At 68.7% G+C, this 20,561-nt stretch carries 14 protein-coding genes; 6 read left to right on the top strand and 8 right to left on the bottom strand.

The annotated features are described in order from the left end of the window. The first annotated feature begins 381 nt into the window (after nucleotides 1-381). The 3 genes from SSP08S_RS09390 to SSP08S_RS09380 all read left to right on the top strand — a co-directional run bounded on the left by SSP08S_RS09390 (nucleotide 382) and on the right by SSP08S_RS09380 (nucleotide 3,026). A complete protein-coding gene (locus SSP08S_RS09390; RefSeq protein ID WP_026178330.1) occupies nucleotides 382-1,239 on the top strand; it encodes a metal-dependent hydrolase in 858 nt (285 codons plus the stop codon). After that, nucleotides 1,239-2,267 (top strand): PDR/VanB family oxidoreductase, encoded by a 1,029-nt coding sequence (locus SSP08S_RS09385; RefSeq protein ID WP_019067329.1) that lies wholly within the window; start codon nucleotides 1,239-1,241, stop codon nucleotides 2,265-2,267. The genes SSP08S_RS09390 and SSP08S_RS09385 overlap by 1 nt, the downstream gene beginning before the upstream one ends. Before the next feature lie 69 nt (nucleotides 2,268-2,336). Next, on the top strand, nucleotides 2,337-3,026 hold the full coding sequence (locus SSP08S_RS09380; RefSeq protein ID WP_086021951.1) for a TetR/AcrR family transcriptional regulator: 690 nt from the start codon (nucleotides 2,337-2,339) through the stop codon (nucleotides 3,024-3,026). A 13-nt stretch (nucleotides 3,027-3,039) separates the two neighbouring features. Here SSP08S_RS09380 and SSP08S_RS09375 read toward each other — a convergent pair whose 3' ends face one another. The 3 genes from SSP08S_RS09375 to pulA form a co-directional block, all read right to left on the bottom strand. Then, nucleotides 3,040-3,396: a 5-carboxymethyl-2-hydroxymuconate Delta-isomerase gene (locus tag SSP08S_RS09375; protein WP_019067327.1), complete on the bottom strand. Its 357-nt coding sequence runs from the start codon at nucleotides 3,394-3,396 to the stop codon at nucleotides 3,040-3,042. A 39-nt stretch (nucleotides 3,397-3,435) separates the two neighbouring features. Next, nucleotides 3,436-5,067 (bottom strand): fused response regulator/phosphatase, encoded by a 1,632-nt coding sequence (locus tag SSP08S_RS09370; protein ID WP_019067326.1) that lies wholly within the window; start codon nucleotides 5,065-5,067, stop codon nucleotides 3,436-3,438. A 75-nt stretch (nucleotides 5,068-5,142) separates the two neighbouring features. Beyond that, nucleotides 5,143-10,548 (bottom strand): pullulanase-type alpha-1,6-glucosidase, encoded by a 5,406-nt coding sequence (pulA, locus tag SSP08S_RS09365; protein WP_019067325.1) that lies wholly within the window; start codon nucleotides 10,546-10,548, stop codon nucleotides 5,143-5,145. A gap of 191 nt (nucleotides 10,549-10,739) precedes the next feature. Between pulA and SSP08S_RS09360 the strand changes: the two genes are divergently transcribed. Further along, the gene (locus SSP08S_RS09360) at nucleotides 10,740-12,815 is read left to right on the top strand and encodes a carbohydrate-binding module family 20 domain-containing protein (protein WP_026178329.1); all 2,076 of its coding nucleotides are present in this window, start codon (nucleotides 10,740-10,742) and stop codon (nucleotides 12,813-12,815) included. A gap of 136 nt (nucleotides 12,816-12,951) precedes the next feature. Then, a complete protein-coding gene (locus SSP08S_RS09355; protein WP_019067323.1) occupies nucleotides 12,952-13,545 on the top strand; it encodes a DUF4232 domain-containing protein in 594 nt (197 codons plus the stop codon). A 54-nt stretch (nucleotides 13,546-13,599) separates the two neighbouring features. On the opposite strand, the gene SSP08S_RS09350 is transcribed toward SSP08S_RS09355, so the two are convergent. Further along, nucleotides 13,600-14,382 (bottom strand): SDR family NAD(P)-dependent oxidoreductase, encoded by a 783-nt coding sequence (locus SSP08S_RS09350; RefSeq protein ID WP_019067322.1) that lies wholly within the window; start codon nucleotides 14,380-14,382, stop codon nucleotides 13,600-13,602. Nucleotides 14,383-14,468: 86 nt separating this feature from the next. On the opposite strand from SSP08S_RS09350, the gene SSP08S_RS09345 reads away from it, so the two are divergent. Then, entirely contained in the window at nucleotides 14,469-15,332 is an 864-nt protein-coding gene (locus SSP08S_RS09345; RefSeq protein ID WP_019067321.1) for a helix-turn-helix transcriptional regulator, read from the top strand. Here the strand turns inward: SSP08S_RS09345 and SSP08S_RS09340 are convergent. The 4 genes from SSP08S_RS09340 to SSP08S_RS09325 all read right to left on the bottom strand — a co-directional run bounded on the left by SSP08S_RS09340 (nucleotide 15,308) and on the right by SSP08S_RS09325 (nucleotide 20,548). Beyond that, a complete protein-coding gene (locus SSP08S_RS09340; protein WP_019067320.1) occupies nucleotides 15,308-16,684 on the bottom strand; it encodes an alpha-amylase in 1,377 nt (458 codons plus the stop codon). The two genes, SSP08S_RS09345 and SSP08S_RS09340, sit on opposite strands and share 25 nt — an antisense overlap. Before the next feature lie 136 nt (nucleotides 16,685-16,820). Beyond that, nucleotides 16,821-18,488, bottom strand: a complete 1,668-nt coding sequence (locus SSP08S_RS09335) for a glycoside hydrolase family 13 protein (RefSeq protein WP_019067319.1) — start codon at nucleotides 18,486-18,488, stop codon at nucleotides 16,821-16,823. Between the two features lie 175 nt (nucleotides 18,489-18,663). Beyond that, nucleotides 18,664-19,530 carry a sugar ABC transporter permease gene (locus SSP08S_RS09330; protein ID WP_019067318.1) on the bottom strand — a complete coding sequence of 289 codons (867 nt, stop codon included), beginning with the start codon at nucleotides 19,528-19,530 and terminating at the stop codon, nucleotides 18,664-18,666. Nucleotides 19,531-19,543: 13 nt separating this feature from the next. Continuing rightward, nucleotides 19,544-20,548 (bottom strand): carbohydrate ABC transporter permease, encoded by a 1,005-nt coding sequence (locus SSP08S_RS09325; protein ID WP_019067317.1) that lies wholly within the window; start codon nucleotides 20,546-20,548, stop codon nucleotides 19,544-19,546. Nucleotides 20,549-20,561 lie beyond the last annotated feature (13 nt).

Raw genomic sequence — 20,561 nt, 5'->3', positions numbered from 1 at the left:
GTCCCCAGCCCGGCCCGGCGCACACGGTCGCCCCACGCTGCTCTACGCACCCACAGGGACAGTCCCGATGCCGGGGAAATCCGCGCTGGAGCGCAGATCCTCTGTCGGTGCAAGAAGTCCTCCACCCACCAAGATCCGGACCAGGAGCGGACCAACTCCACCTCCCGTCAGGCAATTTCACGCATTTCCGCAGCGCAGAAGCCATTGGACTCGTGTACCACCAGCAGACCAAGAACCTGCTGGCAGGCCTTCATGCTTCCTTCGACATTCCGCTACACGCCCTGGCCCGCGCGCAGAAATGCCGATTACTGAAGTAGTCGATAGTCTTCTTCGCCCCCGATTCGACCCCACACCTCCACGCCAATGCCCTGACCTGCACAAATAAAACTCCAGGAGATCAGAAGCTACTTCTCCTGGGAGGGCACCCCACTGCACTGGGTGCCCGGCGATCCCTTCACCACGCACACGATCAACGTGCTGCATCTGCTGCTGCCCGCCGGCGAGCGGTGGTTCGTGCATGTCTACAAGCAGGTGCTGCCCCTCATCCGGGACGAGCGGCTGCGCGAGGACGTGATCGGGTTCATCGGCCAGGAGGCGATGCACTCCCAGGCCCACGACGAAGTCCTCCCGCATCTGCGGGAGTTGGGCCTCGACCCGACCCCGTACACCGCGCAGGTCGACTGGTTCTTCGAGAAGCTGCTCGGTGACCGCACCCTGCCCCCGGGCCGGGCCCGCAAGTGGTGGCTGCTGGAGCGGGTCGCGATCATCGCGGCCATCGAGCACTACACCGCGTTCCTCGGCAACTGGGTGCTGAACGCGGAGGAGTTGGACCGCCGCGGCGCCGATCCGACCATGCTGGACCTGCTGCGCTGGCACGGCGCCGAGGAGGTCGAGCACCGGTCCGTCGCCTTCGACCTCTTCATGCACGTCGACGGCAGCTACCGGCGGCGCGCCCGCACCTGGGCCACCGCGTTCGCCGCCCTGATGTTCCTGTGGCAGCGCGGGGCCCGCTTCTTCATGGCGAACGACCCCACCCTCGTCGACGCACACGCGAGCTTCAAGGACTTCTACGTCGCCGGCCGGCGCGGCACCCTGCCCGCGACCGGCGACATGCTCAGGTCCATACCCCGCTATCTGAGCCGCGCCTACCACCCCTCGCAGGAGGGCAGCACCGAGCAGGCCGTCGCCTATCTGGCCTCCTCGCCCGCGGCGCTGGCCGCCGAGAAGAGGGCGGAGTAGTGCCCAAGCCGCTCACGGTCGCGGTGCTGGCCGGTGCCGCGCTGCTGACTCGGCGCGCGCTGCGGCGCCGGGTGCGGGTCTCACCGCTGTGGCCGCTGCCCGCGCTGGACCCGCCCACCTCCGGCCGGCCGCGCACCCGGGCACTGCGGCTGCGGGTCGCCGCGCGGGAGACGGTCGCCGACGGCGTCGTACAACTGCGCCTGGAAGGAAGGGACTTGCCGGGCTGGGAGCCGGGGGCGCACATCGATCTGGTGCTGCCCTCGGGGCTGGTGCGGCAGTACTCGCTGTGCGGGGATCCGGCGGACAGCTCGTCGTACACGGTCGCGACGCGGCTGGTCGAGGGCGGGCGGGGCGGGTCGCGCGAGGTGCACGAACAGGTGCGGGTGGGCGCGGAGTTGGAGGTGCGGGGGCCGCGCAACAGGTTCCCGCTCGTCGCGGCGCCCGCGTATGTCTTCGTGGCCGGCGGGATCGGGATCACGCCCGTCCTGCCGATGCTGCGGGCGCTGCCCGAAGGCGCCAACTGGCGGCTGCTGTACGCCGGTCGGACGCGGGAGTCGATGCCGTTCCTGGCGGAGGTCGAGGAGCTCGGCGCGGACCGGGTGACCGTGGTGGCCGGACTGCCGGATCTGGACGGGGAGTTGGCGGACGTACCGGAGGGGACCGTCGTCTACTGCTGCGGGCCGGAGGGGCTCATGGCGACCGTCGCGGAACGCTTCCCGGACGTACGCCTCGAACGCTTCGCGCCCCAGGCCTCGTTGGACGGCAACACGGACTTCGAGGTCGAACTCCGGCGCAGCGGACGGACGTTGACGGTACCCGCCGACTCCACGGTGCTCGCCGCCGTCCGCGAGGAGCTGCCGAACACCCTCTACTCCTGCGAGCAGGGATTCTGCGGAACCTGTCAACAGCGGGTGCTGGAAGGGGAAGTGGAGCATCGGGACGAGTTGCTGACGGACGCCGAGCGGGCCGACTCGATGCTGATCTGCGTGTCCCGGGCCAGAAGTGTGCGTCTGGTGTTGGATCTGTGATGGGGTGATGTGAGCAACCCTGGTCGGTCCGGTCCGTTCGGGGCCGGATCAGATCGGTAAGGTGTTCGCATGAGTACCGGGGTTCGCCGCAGGATGGGAGTCGAGGAACGGCGACAGCAGTTGATCGGCGTCGCTCTCGACCTGTTCAGCCATCGCTCGCCCGACGAGGTCTCCATCGACGAGATAGCCGCCGCAGCCGGCATCTCGCGACCGCTCGTCTACCACTACTTCCCCGGCAAACTCAGCCTGTACGAGGCCGCGTTGCAGCGTGCCTCGGACGATCTCGCCGGGCGGTTCGTGGTCCCCGAGGAGGGCTCGCTGGGCGGACGGCTGCTGCGGGTGATGGGCCGGTTCTTCGACTTCGTGGACGACCACGGGCCCGGTTTCGCGGCGCTGATGCGCGGTGGTCCGGCGGTGGGCTCGTCCACCACCAACGCGCTCGTGGACGGGGTGCGGCAGGCGGCGTACCTCCAGATCCTCTCCCACATGAAGGTCGAACAGCCGCCCGCCCGGCTGGAGTTGATGATCCGTTCATGGATCTCGCTGGTCGAGTCGACGGCACTGATCTGGCTGGACGGCCGCCGTATCCCGCGCACCGATCTGGAACGCCAACTCGTGCACGACTTCGGGGCGTTGGCGGCGGTGAGCGCGGCGTACGACGACGAACTGGCCGCGCTGCTGCGCGAGTCCCTCCGGAACGAGCCGGGCGACGGGCCGTTCACCGACCTCGTCGTCCGGCTCGTAGCCCTCGCGTCGTAGGACAGGCAACGGTCTAGCGCTCGAACTTCCGGTAGGACGCGTCGAGTTCGCGTACCTCGGCGGAGGCGTGCAGCACGGAGCCGTCCTCGTCGATGTACTCGCGGAGGAGTTCCAGGACCTTCTCGGTCAGCTTCGCCTTGGTCTCCTCGGTGCGGCCGGCGAGCAGGCCGAGGGTGACGTGGACGACGGTGTGTCCCAGCTCGTCGAGACCCTCGTACCCGAAGGCCGTGTACTCGGCCGGGCGGAACTGGGTCTTGCACGCCTCCGGCTTCGCGGCCGCGATCTCGACCACCGCCTCGTGCAGCGCACGGGCGAAACCGTCCTGGTCGAAGGAGATCGTGTGGGAGTGGTCGACGGTGATCTGCGGCATGGGGTTCCCCTGTTGTTCTCAGCCAATGACGGGCTCACCCTAGGGCCTGTCCGACCCCAGCCGCAGCGCCAGCATCGCGATGTCGTCTCCCCGGTCGACGCCGAAGCAGTCGAGGAGGGTGTCGCACAGGGCGTCCAGGCCGGGCAGGGCGCCGGAGGCGGCGGCGCGCAGGTGTTCCATGGAGGCCGAGATGTCCGTGCCCCGGGTCTCGATCAGACCGTCGGTGATCATCAGGAGCCGGTCGGTGGGTTCGAGGAACAGCTCGGTGGGCGGCGGGTGGGACAGGCCCACCCCGAGCAGCGGGCCCGCCGCCTTGGCGTAGTCCGCGGTGCCGGAGTCCCGGACGATCAGCGGCGGGATGTGGCCCGAGTTGGAGATGAGGGTGCGCCCGGTGTCGGGGTCGACGAGGGCCAGGCACATGGTGGCCGTGGTCTCGGGGTGGTAGTGCCGCAGCATCCGGTCCAGCCGCTCGGCGAGCACGCTCGGGTCGCTCTCGTCGACGCAGTAGGCGCGCAGCGCGTGCCGTATCTCCACCATGACGGTGGCCGCCTCCAGCGAGTGCCCGACGACGTCGCCGACGGCGAAGAGCACTCCCCCGCCGGCCCGCAGGACGGCGTAGAAGTCGCCGCCGATCTCGGCGTCCTGGGATGCGGGCACGTAGCGTACGGCGGCGTCGACGCCCGGGAGTTCGGGCAGCTGGTCCGGTTTGGGCAGGAAGCTGCGCTGGAGGGTGAGGGCGACATGCCGCTCGACCTGGTACATGAGGAGGGGCTCGGCGGCGAGCGCGGTGGCCTGGGCGAGCTGCGCCAGCAGCGCCTCGGCCTCGGGGCCCACGCGGCGCAGCCCGCGCGTGGGCGCGGCGAGGCAGACCGGGGCCCGGCCCTCCTGGGTGAGGACCAGCGCGAGCCGGGCGTCGTGTTCCACGCCGGGCCGGAAGAGCCCGGTGGGCCACAGGGGCGCGGGCACGGTGGTGATCTGCACGCCGGACTGCCCCTGGGAGAGCCGTCGCAGCAGCCGGGCCACGGCCCGGTCGGCGTCCGGGCCGGGCAGCGCGACCGAGGTACGGTCCCGGGGCAGGCCGCGGTACAGCTCGTCGTCCCGGTCGAGGACGAACACGGCGGCGGGGGTGTTGGTGAGCCGTGCGGTGCCGTCGGCGGCGACCTCGACGAGTTCCTGGAGGGAGCGCGCCGCCTGGATGGTGACGATCATCTCCGACAGCAGGGTCAGCCGTTTGACGAGTGCCTGGTCGTCGGCGCGCAGCCGGGCGGCCCGGACCGCGGCCCGGACGGCCGCCTCGATCTCCTCGGGTTCGGCGGGCACCGTCAGATAGGCCTCGTCGCCCGCGTCGAGCGCCGGGCAGCGGTCGCTCGGCGGCGCGGCGAGGGCGGAGACGTGCACGACCGGCAGGCCCGCCATGCGCGGCCGCTCCTTGAGCATCTGACAGAGGTCGAACCCGCTCATGTCCGGCAGATGCACGTCGATCAGCGCCACGTCGGGCAGGTTCCCCTTGCGCAGCCGCACATCGAGTTCGGCGAGCGCCTCGCCGCCGCTGCCGACCGCGAGGACCCGATGACCGGCCCTGCTCAGCACACTCTCGACCGCGAACCGGCTCGCGGGCTCGTCGTCCACGAGCAGCACGGTCGCGTGCGTCAGCTTGCCATTGACGTCCATTTGTCAGACCTGGCCCTTTGACACACCGGTGGGGCAGGCCGATGTCACAGCCCGCCCCACCACGATAATGCGCTTTCAGGATGTCCGGGTGAATACCGCCACAGTGCGTTCCGGAACCACGAAAGTACCGGTCGCCTTGTCGTAGGAAGCGGACTTCACCACGGCGTCCGCCCCCGCCGCCTGCACCGGGTGCAGCCGGTAGCCGGTACCGGCCAGGGCGCCCACCTTCTGCTCCTGCGCGCCCGGCGTCGCGTTGAACACGACGACAAGATCACCGAGTTCCATGGTGATCACCCCGGGCGTCTCGTCCTTCCCTGACAGCGGGAACGACAGCTTCGACTGCACCTGCCCGGCCGTGTCGAGCGAGAAGACACCCTCCGTCGTACGGATCCTCAGCAGATCCTGATACGCGGCCGAGGCCCCCTCGATCTGCCCGCAGCCGACCTTCACCGACGTCAACAGGCCTTTCGCGTACGGCCACTTGGAGGCGTTGTCGGCCGCCATCGGCAGTCCCCGCCCGAAGCCGTTGCCGTCGGCGCAGTTCCAGTGGATCGCGTTGAACCAGTCGCCGCTGTCGAAGGAGTTGCGGTCCAGGGACTTGGAGCGCAGCAGGTCGGTACCGGCCTGGGAGAGGGACGGCCCCTGGGAGAGGGTGGCGGTGGCCATCGCGAGGACCTGCGCCCGGGCCCGGTCGGCGGCGCTCGTCCCGGCGGGCAGCTTGTACGTCAGCGCGTCGAACAGCGACTCGTTGTCGTGCGCGTCGACATAGGCGAGGGCGTCGCCGGGCGCGTCCGCGTAGCCGGCGGCCGTGCCGTTGTAGTCGACCTCGGCGCCGGTGACGTCCTTCCCGTCGGTGTCGGTGAAGCGGTACTTGGCGAGGTTGCCGCTCAGGCCGACCTTGATGAGGTCCTGGTAGTGCAGGAGGCGGGCCTTCTGCTCGGCCGAAGTGCCGTTCGCCGTGGAGGAGTTGGGGTCGGTGTAGAGCCCGGACGCGAAGCCCTGGACACCGGGGTCGGCGTCGAAGGGGCTGCCGCCGCGCACCGCGTCCCGGGCCCGGTCGGAGAAGGTCGCGATGCCCGTGCCGGCCATGTTCTTCTGCGTGGCCTGCACGAAACGGGCGTCGTCGGCGACCTCGCCGAAGTTCCACCCCTCGCCGTACATGATGATCTTCTTGCCGTCGACGCCGTCCTTCGCGAGGGTCAGCGCGTCCAACGCCTTGCGTACGGCGAGGATGTTGGCCTTCGGCTGATGGCCCATGAGGTCGAAGCGGAAGCCGTCGACCTTGTACTCCTTGGCCCAGGTGACCACGGAGTCGACGACGAGCTTGCCCATCATGGCGTTCTCGGTGGCCGTGTTGGCGCAGCAGGTGGAGGTGGCCACGCTGCCGTCGGCCAGCAGCCGCTGGTAGTAGCCGGGCACGATCTTGTCGAGCACCGAGTAGTCCGCCTGCCCGCTGGCCGCCGTGTGGTTGTAGACGACGTCCATGACGACCCGAAGCCCGTCCTCGTTCAGCGACTTGACCATCTTCCGGAACTCGACGGTACGGCCGGTGCCGTCCGGATCGGTCGCGTACGAACCCTCCGGAACCGTGAAGTGGTAAGGGTCGTAACCCCAGTTGTAGGCGTCCTTCGCGGCGACGGCCGCCACGCACTCCTGCTGTTTCTCGGAGTCGGCGGCGTAGGAGGCGAGGTCGCAGTCGGTGGTGGACTGCTCGGACTTCTTCTCCGGGATGGTGGCGATGTCGAAGGCGGGCAGCAAGTGCACGTACGACGTCCCGGACTCGGCCAGCTCCCGCAGATGCTTGGAGCCGTCGCTGTTCTTGTCGGTGAAGGCGAGATACGTCCCCTGGTCCTTCGCGGGGACCGTCTTGTCCGCGACGGAGAAGTCCCGGATGTGCAGCTCCTGGATCTCGGCGTCCTTCAGCGCCACCGCCTTGGGCTTCTTCAGGCTCGACCAGCCGCTGGGGGCAAGGGACTTGGCGTCGAGGTCGACGACGAGACTGCGCTCGGAGTCGGCGGTGAGGGCGACCGAGTAGGGGTCGGTGACCTGATTGGTGACGACCTTCCGGACGGTCGGCGCCCACACCTTCACGACGTACCGGTACGGCTTGTTCGTCCAGGAGGCCGGACCGGTGACGGACCAGACGCCGGTGGTGGCGTCACGGCTCATCCTCTTCAGCGAGCCGTCGAGATCGAGGGACACGTTCTGTGCCGTCGGCGCCCAGACAGCCAGCGTGGGACGGCCCTTGCGGAAGGTCGGGCCGAGGTCGGCCTTGGCCGCGGCGGCGTACACGTCGTCGAGGACACCGGCGACCTGCACTCCGGTCGCCGCCAACACGGCGCCGTTGACGGCCCGTTGGGAGGCGACGAGCTGACCGGTCAGGGCCTCCCGCACCCGGCTCCGGTCACGCGGGTCGACGGACCAGGCCGTGTAGTCCTTCAGATAGGGGAACTTGGCCTTCTGCGCGTCGGTGAGCGTGGTCTTCGACAGCCGCAGCCACCGCTCGTCGTCGCTCGTCAGCGCGCCGTCCTGCACGGCGATCGAACCGTCGTGGGAGTACAGGAGCTGGGTGGAGGCGGCCGCGTCGGAGCCGTTCCAGGCGACCGTGTTCCGGTCGATCCAGACCGCCTTGGAGGTGGTCAGGTCGAGGGCGGCCGCGCTGCCGGCGGGCTGTGGCAGGAGGTACTTCTCCTGGCCGTTCAGCAGCCACACCTCGTAGCCGTTGGACTTGAGATCCAGCGACTGGTCGGCGGAGAGGTCCTTCTCGTCGCCCTTGTGGATGATGTAACTGAGACTGGTGGCACCGGAGTTGAGCGGCACCTCGAAGACGGCGCCGTAGGAGTCGGTCTTCACCGGTTGCAGCGGGCTCGACCAGTCGGTGGGGTTCGCCGCACCGGTCCAGACGTGCAGACCCCAGCCGGTGTAGTCGCCGTCCGCGCGGTGGTAGTGGATGACGGCCTTGGCGGTGTCCTGCGCCGGGTAGTCGGGCTTCTCCGTCTGTACGGCTTCCTTGCCCTGCTCGATCCAGACCTCGCCGGTCTTGGTGACGTCGATCGAACGGTCGGCGGAGACATCCTTGTTGCCGTCCTTGTCGATCACCAGGAAGCCGACGTTCGTCGCCCCGGGCTTCAACTTGACGTAGGCGAAGGCGCCGTAGGCGTCACGCCCGACGAACGGGTGGCTGGCCGGCCAGGTGGTCGCCTCGCCGTCGGCGAGGTCGCCCCAGGCGTACAGGCCCCAGTTGTCGTAGTCGCCGTCGGTGCGCTTGTAGTGGACGACCGCGTAGTCGCGGGAGGAGGCGGTGGGGACCTCCTCGGCGGGCGGAGTGCCGGAGGTGGAGGCGGCTGTCGCGCTCGCCGTGCGCCCTGCGGAGTCGACCACAACCGCCTTGTACCGCAGGGCCGTTCCGGGCGCCACGTCCTTGCCGATGGTCTGGGTGATCTTGTACGGGGCGTGGTCGGCGGAACCGAGCGTCTGCCACGTGCCGTTGCCGGTCTGGGCGGCGAAGACGACCCGGTTGAGCCGGCCGCCGGTGACGTCGGCGCTCAGCTCGACCGTGCCGGTGGCCCCGGCGTCCGGCGCCTTGAGGGTGATCGTCGGCTTGCTCACCGGGCGGGCGAGGGAGCCCACCGCCTTGAGGACGATCGTGGAACCGGCCGGGACGGTGACCGTCACCTTGTTGTCGGCGCCGCTCGTCGCGGTGGCCGAACTCCCGTAGATCCCCCGGTACTTCATGTCCGGCGAACCGGTCGCGAAGGTCACCGTCTTGTCGGTGTCGGCGTTGTTGAGGGCGACGACGTACTCGGCGCTGCCGCTGGTCCGCGTGAAGGCGTAGACCCCGGCGCCGTCGGCCGCGTAACGCTCGGTCTGCACACCGTCGGTCAGCGCCGGGTTGTCCTTGCGCAGCTTGGAGAGAGCGGCGATCTCCTTGTACAGCGGGGCAGTTGAGTCGTAGGCGTCGCTCGCGGCGGTCCGGTCGGTGCCGATCTCGTCGTCGTCGAGATAGTCGGCGACCTTCGAGGCGAACATCGTCTGGCGGGCGTCCTTGTCGCCGCCGGAGCCGGTGAAGCCCTGTTCGTCCCCGTAGTAGACGACGGGGTTGCCGCGGCTGAGGAACATCAGCTCGTTCGCCAGCTTGTCCTTGGCGAGGAGCTGGGCGTCGGTGGCCTTCGGGTTGTCCTGGTCGAGGAAGTAGCCGATGCGGCCCATGTCGTGGTTGCCGAGGAAGGTGACCTGTTCGTACGCGTTGGCCTTGTCGGTCGTGTACTTGTAGTCGTCGCCGAAGACACTCGCGAGCTTCTGCGCGCTGCCGCCCTGGGAGGCGTAGGCGCGGGCCGCGTCCTGGAAGGGGAAGTCGAGCGTGGCGTCCAGGCGGCCCTGGGTGACGTAGGGCGAGGTGACGGACGTGTCGGCGGAGTAGACCTCGCCGAACATGAAGAAGTTCTTCCGGCCGTGCTTCGCCGCGTACTTGTCGAGGGCCGTCGCCCACTGGGTCCAGAAGTCCATGTCGACGTGTTTGACGGTGTCGATGCGGAAGCCGTCGACGTCGAAGTCGCGGACCCACTTCTCGTAGATCTTCTCCATGCCGCTGACGACCTCGGGCCGTTCGGTCCACAGGTCGTCGAGGCCGGAGAAGTCGCCGTAGGTGGCGTTCTCGCCGACGTAGGTCGAGTCGCCGCGATTGTGGTACATCGTCGGGTCGTTGAGCCAGGCCGGGACCTTCACGTCCGCCTTGTCGGCGGGGACGGTCGGCGTCTTCGGGAAGGAGGAGGTGGAGACGGCGGGGAAGGTCTTGGTGCCGTCCGCGTAGTCGGCGTCGTCGAAGGGCTGCCCGTCCTTGGTGAGGTAGGGGAAGGCGCCCTTGGAGAGGTAGTCGTAGGACTTGCCCTCGTAGTCGACGACGTCGGCGGTGTGGTTGGTGATGACGTCGAAGAAGACCTTCATGCCCTTGGCGTGGGCCTTGGAGATGAGGGTCGCGAGGTCCTTGTTGGTGCCGAAGTGCGGGTCGACCTTGGTGAAGTCCGTGATCCAGTAGCCGTGGTAGCCGGCGGAGGCGTCGCTCCCCGTCCCCTGCACGGGCTGGTTCTTGAAGATCGGGGCCATCCAGATGGCGGTGGTGCCGAGGCCCTTGATGTAGTCGAGCTTCTCTGTCAGACCCTTGAGGTCGCCGCCCTGGTAGAAGCCCTTGTCGGTGGGGTCGTAGCCGGTGCTGAGGCGTGAACCGGTCAGGCCGCCCTGGTCGTTGGAGGTGTCGCCGTTGGCGAACCGGTCCGGCATCACGAAGTAGAACTGCTCGCGGGTGTCGTCGTGCCGCGCGGGCGTGGCCGCCAGCTGCGCGTCGGACGGGGGTGCGGGCGGGGTCGCGGCGTGGGCGGCGAGGGGTTGGACGAACGCCGCGAGGAGCGCGACGGCGACGATGCCCGTGGCCCTTCTCCGTCGCTCGGTGCGGCGCGTGCGGGCCGCCGGCCATCTCGGTATCACAGGCGTGAACTCCTTGCGATTACGGCTCAGTTCGGGTCCGACCCCGGCGAGACGGTATCGCTGACGCAAGGGTTGCAGCAAGACATGTGAAAGTCACAGAAAGAACTTTCATCCGCAACCTTGACGTGCCCTTCTCAACTGGCCCACGCTCACCAGTTGTTGAACCCCGAACCCCCCTTTCGGAGCCGCTCATGAGCAGATACCGAACACCGGGAACCATCAGGCGCGCGGCCGGTGCCGTGGCCGCCGGGGCCCTCGCCCTGGCGGGCGTGGTCGCCCTCCCCGCCGCCACCGCCCACGCGGACACCTCCGCCAAGGGCGACGTCATCGCCAACCTCTGGGAATGGAACTGGGACTCCATCGCCTCGGAGTGCACGAACGTACTGGGCCCGGCCGGCTACGGCGCGGTCCAGGTGGCACCGCCCGCCGAGTCGCTCAAGCAGACCAACTACTACTGGTGGGACGTCTACCAGCCGTACTCGTACAACCTGAACAGCCGTTTCGGTACGGCGGCCCAGTTCGCGAGCATGGTGAGCGCGTGCCACACGGCGGGCGTCAAGGTCTACACGGACGCGGTGATCAACCACACCGCCGCGCAGACCGGCACCGGCTACAACGGCACCACGATCACCAGCAAGTACGACACCCCCGACTGGGACCCCGGCGACTACCACACCTCGGCGGACTGCCCCACCTCCGACCTGACCATCCAGGACTACTCGAACCTCACCCAGGTCCAGAACTGCGAACTCCTGGGCCTGCCCGACCTGAAGACCGGCTCGGACTCGGTCCGCGCGGGCATCGCGAACTTCCTCAACAAGCAACTCGCCCTCGGTGTCGACGGGTTCAGGGTCGACGCGGCCAAGCACATCCCCGAGACCGACCTGGCGGCGATCGAGGGCAAGCTGACGAGCACGACGTCGGGCAAGGCGCCGTATGTCTTCCAGGAGATCTATCCGGGCTCGACCCCGCAGCCCAGCGACTACTACGCCTCCGGTGACGTCCTCGACTTCACCTACGCGAGCAGGATGAAGTCGGCGTTCCAGGGCAACGTGAGCGACCTGTCCTCCCTGGAGAGCAGCGGCATCCTCCCGGCCGCCGACTCGGTGTCCTTCGTGACCAACCACGACACCGAACGCAACGGTCTGCACATGAGCTACAAGGACGGCGACACCTACAAGCTCGCCAACCTCTTCCAGCTCGCCTACAAGTGGTCCACCCCGACGGTGTACGCCAGTTGGGAGTGGACGCAGAGCGACCAGGCACCGCCGAGCTCGTCCGGGTTCGTGACCAACACGGACTGTTCCAGCGGTAGTTGGTACTGTCTGGACCGGGACACCGGGGTCGTCGGCATGGTCGCCTGGCACAACGCGGTCGACACGGCCGCCGTGTCCGACTGGCAGACCAAGTCGTCGAGCGTGATCGGCTTCGGCCGTGGCGGAGCGGGCTTCTTCGCGCTCAACAACGGCTCCTCGGCGGCGACTTACACCTTCACCACGGGCATGGCCGACGGCACGTACTCGAACGTCGTCGACGGCGGCGCGTCCACCGTCACCGTCTCGGGCGGCAGCGCGTCCCTCACCATCCCGGCGAAGAGCGCGATCGCCTTCTACAACTCCTCCTACACCTGCACGGTCGGCTGCGACGACACCGGCGGCGGCGGTTCGTCCGGCTCCACGGTGACCGCCACCTTCAACGAGTACGCGTCCACCGCGTCCGGCACGAGCGTCTACGTCGTCGGCTCCATCGACGCGCTGGGCGGCTGGGACACGTCGAAGGCGGTCGCGCTGTCCTCGTCCGGCTACCCGGTCTGGTCCGGGGCGGTGGGCGTGCCGACCAACACGTCCTTCGCCTTCAAGTACATCAAGAAGGACTCGTCCGGAAACGTCACCTGGGAGTCGAACGCCAACAGGGCCGCCACGACGACCACTTCGGCGGTCTCGCTCAACAACTCCTGGAACGTGGCCGACGCCGACGCCACCGACGTCACCTTCAACGAGACGGCGACCACCGCCCTCGGCACCAACGTCTACGTCGTCGGCTCGATCGCCTCGCTCGGCTCCTGGAACACGAGCGACGCGATCCCGCTGTCCTCGGCGTCGTACCCGACCTGGAGCAAGCTCGTCATCGTCCCCAAGAGCACGACCTTCGCGTACAAGTACATCAAGAAGGACAGCTCCGGGACCGTGACCTGGGAGTCCGGCACGAACCGCTCGTACACGACGGGCACCTCGTCCGGCTACACGGCGAGCGACACCTGGAAGTAGCCCTTCTCGAACTCCCGCTCATTTCTCCGAACAAATCCGCGGTGGCGCGCATCGGACTCAGTGCACGACACCAAAGGAGGGCGCGGGGCGCACACAGCGGCCCGCGTCGCGGAGCAGGAGTGGGAGCACGATCATCGTGAACGAGCAGCAGAACACCACCGGGCAGGCCGGCCCCGCCAAGCCCCGGCACCGTGCCGAGCGTCGCTTCGGGCGTACGGTGATCGGTCTGGCCGCCGTCGCCGGGCTGGGGCTGGCGGCCTGGGCGACCACCGCCAATGCCGCGACCACCACGAGGGCGACTCCGACCTGCTCCGCCGCCGCGCTCAAGGCCGGCTTCGGCCGCGGGCTCGCCGGTGGCATGAACCACCAGGGTGTCGTGATCACGCTGCGCAACCTGAGCGGCAGGACCTGCGCGCTGCGCGGCTACCCCGGCCTCGGCCTGGAGAACTCCGCGCACAAGAAGCTCACGGCGCACACCCACTGGGGCAACACCTGGTACGCGCACAACCCCGGGAAGAAGACCCTCGTCCTCAAGGACGGCCAGAGCGCCGAGGCCGTGGTCGCCTGGACCCACGCCAACACCGGCACCTCGGGCGCGGTCCGCGCCTCCTTCCTGGAGATCACCCCGCCCGGCGCCACCCAGCACAAGACGCTGGCCTTCCCGCAGTGGGTCGACCACGGCGACCTCTCCGTGACCGCGCTGGCCAGGCACATCGACGTCACTCCGTGACCTCACGGCAGGTCGGGCCGCCACCGGGAGCTTCACCACCGATGGCGGCCTCTGTCACGCGCCCGCTCCCCCGTCCACCTGCAGGATCGCGCCCGACACGAAGGACGCCCGGTCGCTGAGGAGCCAGGCGGCGGCTTCGGCGATCTCTTCGGGGGCGGCCGTACGGCCGAGCGGGGTCATGGTCTTCATACGGTCGATGACGCCGGGGGTGGCCGCGTCCCAGTCGCGGACCATCTCGGTGAGCGTGCCGCCGGGGGCGACGGCGTTGACGCGGATGCCCTCGGGGCCGTAGGTGACGGCGGCGGACTGGGTGAGGCTGTTGACGGCCCGCTTCAGGGCACCGTAGACGGGCAGGACGGGGTTGGCCCGGAGGCTGCCGATGGAAGAGTTGTTGACGATGGCGCCGCCGGAGGCGGTGGCGCGGATGGCCTTGACCTCCGCGTTCATGGCCAGCCAGACGCCCTTGAGGTTCACGTCGGTGATGTGGTCGAAGTCCGGCTCGGGGAGTTCGTCCACGGGGCCGGGCTGCTGGCCGATCGCGCCGTTGTTGAAGGCGATGTCGAGGCGGCCGTAGAGCTCCACGGTGCGGTCGACGGCGGCGCGGATACTCTCCGCGTCGGCCAGGTCGCAGACCACGTAGTCCGCGGTGCCGCCCGCCGCGCGGATCTCCTCGGTGACCGCCTTGAGCTGGTCCTCGGTGCGGGCCGCCAACAGGACCCGGGCGCCCTCGCGGGCGAAGAGCCGGGCGGCGGCGGCACCGATGCCGCGGCCGGCGCCGCTGATGAAGGCGACCTTGTCGGTGAGAAGGCCCTGGTAGGTCGTCACTGTGTTCGTCATGGCTACGAGCCTGGTACCGGCCCGGCGGCTCATCCAGGCACCGGCGGTACCTGGATGGGTCCCCGCGCCCGGCGCACACTGGTGACGTGGACAAGCAAGAACTCGCAGCGTTCCTGCGCAGCAGGCGCGAGCGGATCTCCCCCGCCGAGGTGGGGCTGCCGCGCGGCCCGCGGCGCCGTACCCCCGGGCTGCGGCGCGAGGAGGTGGCGCAGCTGGCGTTCATCTCGACGGAGTACTACACGCGGCTCGAACAGGCCCGGGGGCCGCGTCCGTCGCGGGAGGTGCTGGGCGGTCTCGCGCGGGCGCTGCGGCTGTCGGACGCCGAGCGCGGGCATCTCCATCACCTTGCCGGGGCTCCGCCCGGACCGCCGCCGGGGCCCTCGCGCGAGGTGCGGCAGAGCCTCCTCGACCTGCTGCGCCGGCTGCCGCAGGCCGCGGCCTTCGTGACGTCCGCGACCTTCGAGGTACTGGCCTGGAACGATCTCGCCGCCGCCCTCATGGAGGACTTCTCCGCCCTGCCCCCGCGCGACCGCAACCTGGTGCGCCGCGCCTTCCTCACCCCGCGCCCGGAAGGCAGCAGGCTGTACGGGGTGTCGGACGTCGACGCCTTCGCCCGGCTCTCGGCGCAGCGGCTGCGAGCCGTCGCCGCCCGCTATCCCGACTCGCCGGCGGTGACCGGTCTGGTGGCCGAACTCCTCGCCGGGAGCGAGGAGTTCCGCCGGCTGTGGGAGTCGCACGACGTGTCCGCCGAGCCCACCCTGACCAAGACCTTCCAGCACCCGGTGGTGGGTCCGGTCACCGTCAACTGCGACGCCCTCGACATCACCGACCGGGACCAGCAGGTCGTGATCTACACCGCCACCCCGGGCTCACCGTCGGAGGAGGCGTTGCGCCTGCTGGCCGTCATCGGGACGCAGCGGATGGATCAGCAGGTCGACTTCCCGGCGTAGATCGCCAGCGCCGTGTTGGAGCCCAGGGTGGCGGTGAACTGCCCGCTGGAGTTCACGGTCACCGACGTGTTGTTCTGGACGTTGCAGTACGTGCCCGCGGCCAGTGACGTCTGGTAGGTCTGGGTCAGGGAGTACGACTCGTGGTTGATGGCCACGTAGCCCTTGCTGCCGCGCCCGAAGCCGATCGCGTCGTTGCCGTCGTCCCACCAGTTGGTGAGGGACTGGCCGCTGGTGGCGTTGCGGAAGGCGACCATGGACTTGATCTCCGGCCAGGCGTGCTGGCACTTCCAGCCGTCCTGCCAACAGGCCGTCACCGCACCGTTGTTGGGCGGTCCGGCGTCCGCGTCCGACCACTCGTAGCCGGAGTTGATGTCCGGGGCGCCGTAGGGGTAGGCGAGCATGAAGACGTTGGCCAGCGTGTAGTTGGCGCCGTCCTTGTAGTTCAGGGTCGAGCCGTTGCGCTCGGTGTCGTGGTTGTCGACGAAGACACCGGCGACCGAGCTGCTCATGTAGCCCCAGCCCTCGCCGTAGTTCTTCAGGTAGGCCAGGTTCTCGTTGTTGAAGACCCGCTTGAGGTCGTAGGCGTAGCGGAACTCCTGGACGTCCCCGTTGCCGGTGTACTCGGTGGGCTGGACGGCCTCGCCGGCGCCGTAGATGACCTCCTGCTTCCAGTACACGGAGGGGTTGGTCAGCCGGGACTTGATGTTCGCGAGGTCGGTCGCCGGGATGTGCTTGGCCGCGTCGATGCGGAAGCCGTCGGCGCCGTAGCCGAGGAGGCTGTTCATGTAGCCGGCGATGGTGGCGCGGACGTACTCCTCGCCGGTGTCCAGGTCGGCCAGGCCGACGAGTTCGCAGTTCTGGACGTTGGCGCGGTTGGTGTAGTCGCTGACCGTCGCCGTGCAGTCGTCCATGTCGTACGAGGAGTACAGGCCCGGGTAGTTGTACTTCGTGTACGACGAGCCGCCGGTGCCGGTGCCGCTGCCCGCCGACATGTGGTTGATGACGGTGTCGACGACGACCTTCACGCCCGCCGCGTGGCAGGTGCTGATCATGTTCTTGAAGGCCGTCGCGTCACCGAGCCGCCCGGCGATCTTGTAACTCACCGGCTGGTACGACGTCCACCACTGCGAGCCCTGTATGTGCTCGGCGGGCGGGGAGACCTGCACGTAGCCGTAGCCGGCCGGGCCGAGGGTGTTGGTGCACTCCTTGGCGACGGAGGCGAAGTTCCACTCGAAGAGGACGGCGGTGACGTCCTTGGTGCCGGGCGGGGAGGCGTGCGCGGTACCGGGCACCAGGACCGCCGTCGCGGCGGCGAGGGCGAAGGCTCCTGCAAGTGATCTGCTGCTGGCCATGTGGGGTTCCTTCTCCGTTGAAGGCTCTTGAATGTTCTTGCTGAAATCCCGTGGAAACCTTGCGGTGGCCAGATGTTAAAGGCCCGCCACCCAAAAGGGCAGCGGGCCGTGTGAAGTTGCTGCAAGAACTTCCGCGCTACGGGGTGGTGGTCCACCAGACCGTCGTGTCGGCGGGCAGCTTCGCCTCGCCGTCCGCCTCGGCCACCTCACCGCTCGCGAGCAGCAGCCGGCCGTACGCCGAGGTCGTCACCGACTCCCCGCTCGTGTTCGCGACACACACGAACTCCCCCCGCCGGAAGGCGAGTACACCCTCGGGCGCCCGCAGCCACTCCACCGAGTCGCCCGCGCCGAGATCGGGCTGAGTACGGCGGGCGGCGAGCGCGGCCCGGTACAGCTCGAGCGTCGAGCCGGCCGTCCCCGTCTGCGCCTCGATGCTCAACTCGCCCCAGCCGTCCGGCTGCGGCAGCCAACTCCCGCCGTTCCCGAAGCCGTACGACGATCCGGTGCGCGTCCACGGGATCGGCACCCGGCACCCGTCGCGGAAGCCGTCCTGGCCCGCGCCCCTGAAGTAGGCGGGATCCTGGCGCACTTCGTCCGACAGGTCGACGACGTCCGGCAGGCCGAGTTCCTCGCCCTGGTAGATGTACGCCGAGCCGGGCAGCGCCAGCATCAGCAGCGTCGCCGCGCGGGCCCGGCGCAGGCCGAGTTCCCGGTCCCCGGCGGTGCGGATCTGGGTACCGAGGCCGGGCGGGTTGGCGAAGCGGGTGGCGTGCCGGGTGACGTCGTGGTTGGAGAGAACCCAGGTGGCGGGGGCACCGACGGGACGCATGGCCTCCAGCGTCCGGTCGATGACGGTACGGAGTTCCGCCGCGTCCCAATCCGTCGCCAGGTACTGGAAGTTGAAGGCCTGGTGGAGCTCGTCCGGGCGGACGTAGTTGGCCGTCCGCTCCACGGTCGGGGTCCACGCCTCGGCGACGAAGATGCGCTCGCCCGCGTACTCGTCGAGGACCAGGCGCCACTGACGGTAGATGTCGTGCACGCCGTCCTGGTCGAAGAACGGCATGACATCGTTGCCCAGCAGCTTGACCTGGTCGTGCGAGCCGAGGTCGGGCAGCCCCTCCGCCTTCACCAGCCCGTGAGCGACGTCGATCCGGAAACCGTCGACGCCGATGTCCAGCCAGAACCGGAGCACGGACCTGAACTCGTCGCCCACCGCCGGGTGTTCCCAGTTGAAGTCGGGCTGCTCGGGGGCGAAGAGGTGCAAGTACCACTCCCCGTCCTCGACTTGGGTCCAGGCCGGGCCGCCGAAGATGGACTCCCAGTCGTTGGGCGGGAGTTCACCGTGCTCGCCCTTTCCGGGACGGAAGTGATAGCGCTCCCGCAGCGGCGAGCCGGGCCCTTCCCGCAACGCCCGCTTGAACCACTCGTGTTGATCGGAGGAGTGGTTGGGAACGAGGTCGACGATGACACGCAGACCGAGACCATGGGCGTCACGGATCAGCGCGTCGGCGTCGAGCAGATTGCCGAACATCGGGTCCACGGCACGGTAGTCGGCGACGTCGTAGCCCGCGTCCGCCTGCGGCGAGGCGTAGAATGGGCTGAGCCAGACGGCGTCGACACCGAGGTCACGCAGATACGGGAGCCGGGAGCGTACGCCCTCCAGGTCGCCCATGCCGTCACCGTTGCTGTCGGCGAAGCTGCGCGGATAGACCTGGTAGATCACCGCGTCTCTCCACCAGTCGCCACGCTTGGCTTGGGCGGGGTTCTTCGGTGCCGGGGCGATGGCCGAGTGCTGCTGGGTCATGGCGTCCTTGGTACGTAAGAGAAGTTGAGGCGAGGCGGCCGAAGTGTCAGCGGGGTCGGATAGACACAACGGCCGCCCCGGGATAGGGGGGTTTGGGGGGGCACGCCCCCCAAAAGGGGCGCGGGGAACTGCGCGACCAGCCACGACGGCGCAGCAGTCAAAAGCGAACCCGTCGTCAGCCCTTCGTGCCACCCGCAGTAAGCCCAGTGACCAAGTTCTTCTGCACGAGATAGAAGAACGCAGCCACCGGTATCGCGATCAGCACAGCCGTCGCAGCCATCAGGTTCCGCTGCGCATCGTGCTCGCTGACAAAGGTCTGGAGACCGACCGCGAACGTGTACTTCGTGTCGGACAGCATGAACGTCGAGGCGAAGGCGACTTCGCCGAACGCCGTGAGGAAGCTGTAGAACGCGGCGACCGCCAGACCCGGCTTGGCGAGCGGCAGGATCAGCCGCGCGAACGTGCCGAAGGGGTTCAGCCCGTCGACGCGTCCGGCCTCGTCGATCTCGAACGGGATCGTGTCGAAGTAACCCTTGAGCAGCCAGGCGCAATACGGCACCGCCGTCGAGCAGTAGACGAGGATGAGACCAAGGTAGCTGTCGATGAGCTGCAGATCCGCCAGAATCTGGTACATCGGCACAATAAGTACCGCTATCGGGAACATCTGGGTGACCAGTAGCACCCACATGAACTTCCGGTAGCCGGGGAAGCGCATGCGCGAGACGGCGTAGCCGGTGCTGGCCGCGATGGTCACGCCGATGACCGTGGTGCCGAGCGAGACGATCAGCGAGCTCTTCAACCAGTCGAAGAACTCGGTGTGCTGGAGCACGAACGAGTAGTTGCCGAGCGTCATCTTCTTCCAGATGCCGGCCGGGTGGAGGTAGTCGTCCGAGTCCGGGCCGAGAGAGAGGAAGACCAGCCAGGCGATCGGGAAGAGGGCGATCAGGCTCGCGACGATCAGGATGCCGTGCGAGGCGAGAGAGCCGGCGCGGCCCAACTCGCCGCGGCGGCGCGTCCGTTGGGGTGTGGTCGTGGTGCTCATGGGGACTCCTGCCTCAGATCGCGAGCTGCTGGTCGTTGCGGTTCAGCCAGCGGCGGTAGAAGGAGGTGAAGACGATCAGGATGGCCAGCAGCAGGATGCCGTAGGCGGCCGACTGGGCGAAGTCACGCGGCTGTTGGCCGAAGCCGAGGTAGTACGACCAGGTGACGAGGATCGAGGCGTCGGGGGCCGTGTTGCCGAACAGCAGGAAGATGACGGCGAACTGGTTGAACGTCCAGATGACGCCGAGGAGTACGACGGTGGAGCTGACCGACCTGAGGCCCGGGAGGGTGACGTAGCGGAAGCGCTGCCAGGGGCCCGCTCCGTCCATCTCGGCGGCCTCGTAGAGCGAGGCGTCGATGGACTGCAGTCCGCCGAGCATCGAGACCATCATGAAGGGCACACCGCACCAGGTGTTGACCATGATCGCGGCGGTCCGCTGCCAGAACGTGCTTTCCAGCCAGTCGGGTTGGGGCAGGTGCAGGGTGTGCAGGGCGGTGTTGATGATGCCGCCGTCGGCGAGCATGAAACGCCAGCCGAACACCGTGACGAAGGTCGGGACGGCCCACGGCAGGATCAGGATCAGCCGGTACAGGGTGCGTCCGCGCAGCTTCTGGTTGAGCAGCAGGGCGAGCGCGAGGCCGATCGTGTAGTGCAGGGTGACGCAGACCGCGGTCCAGACGATCGTCCAGATGAAGTGGGACCAGAAGCGGTCGTAGGACGTCGGGCCGAACAGGATGTCCTTGTAGTTGTCGAGCCCGATGAACTTGTAGGTGGCGTCGATGTGGTTGACGCCGATCGTGCGCGCGGTGTTGAGGCTGTTGGCGTCGGTGAGCGTCAGGTAGAGGCCGTACACCAGGGGGTAGAGCACGAGGACGCCGAGCACGACGACCACGGGGATGATCATCGCGTACGCGTACCAGTGCTTCTGGTAGGCGGACTTGAGGCGCCCGCGGGGTCCGGGTCGGGGTGCGCGGTCACCGTGGCGCTTGCCGGTCGCGCGGTCGATGGCGACTGTCATGGTTCGTTCGACA

The organism is Streptomyces hokutonensis, assembly GCF_000376565.1.
Classification (GTDB): Bacteria; Actinomycetota; Actinomycetes; order Streptomycetales; family Streptomycetaceae; genus Streptomyces; species Streptomyces hokutonensis.
The sequence above is the reverse complement of the archived record's forward strand: the minus strand, read 5'-3'. Positions and strand labels throughout refer to the sequence as shown.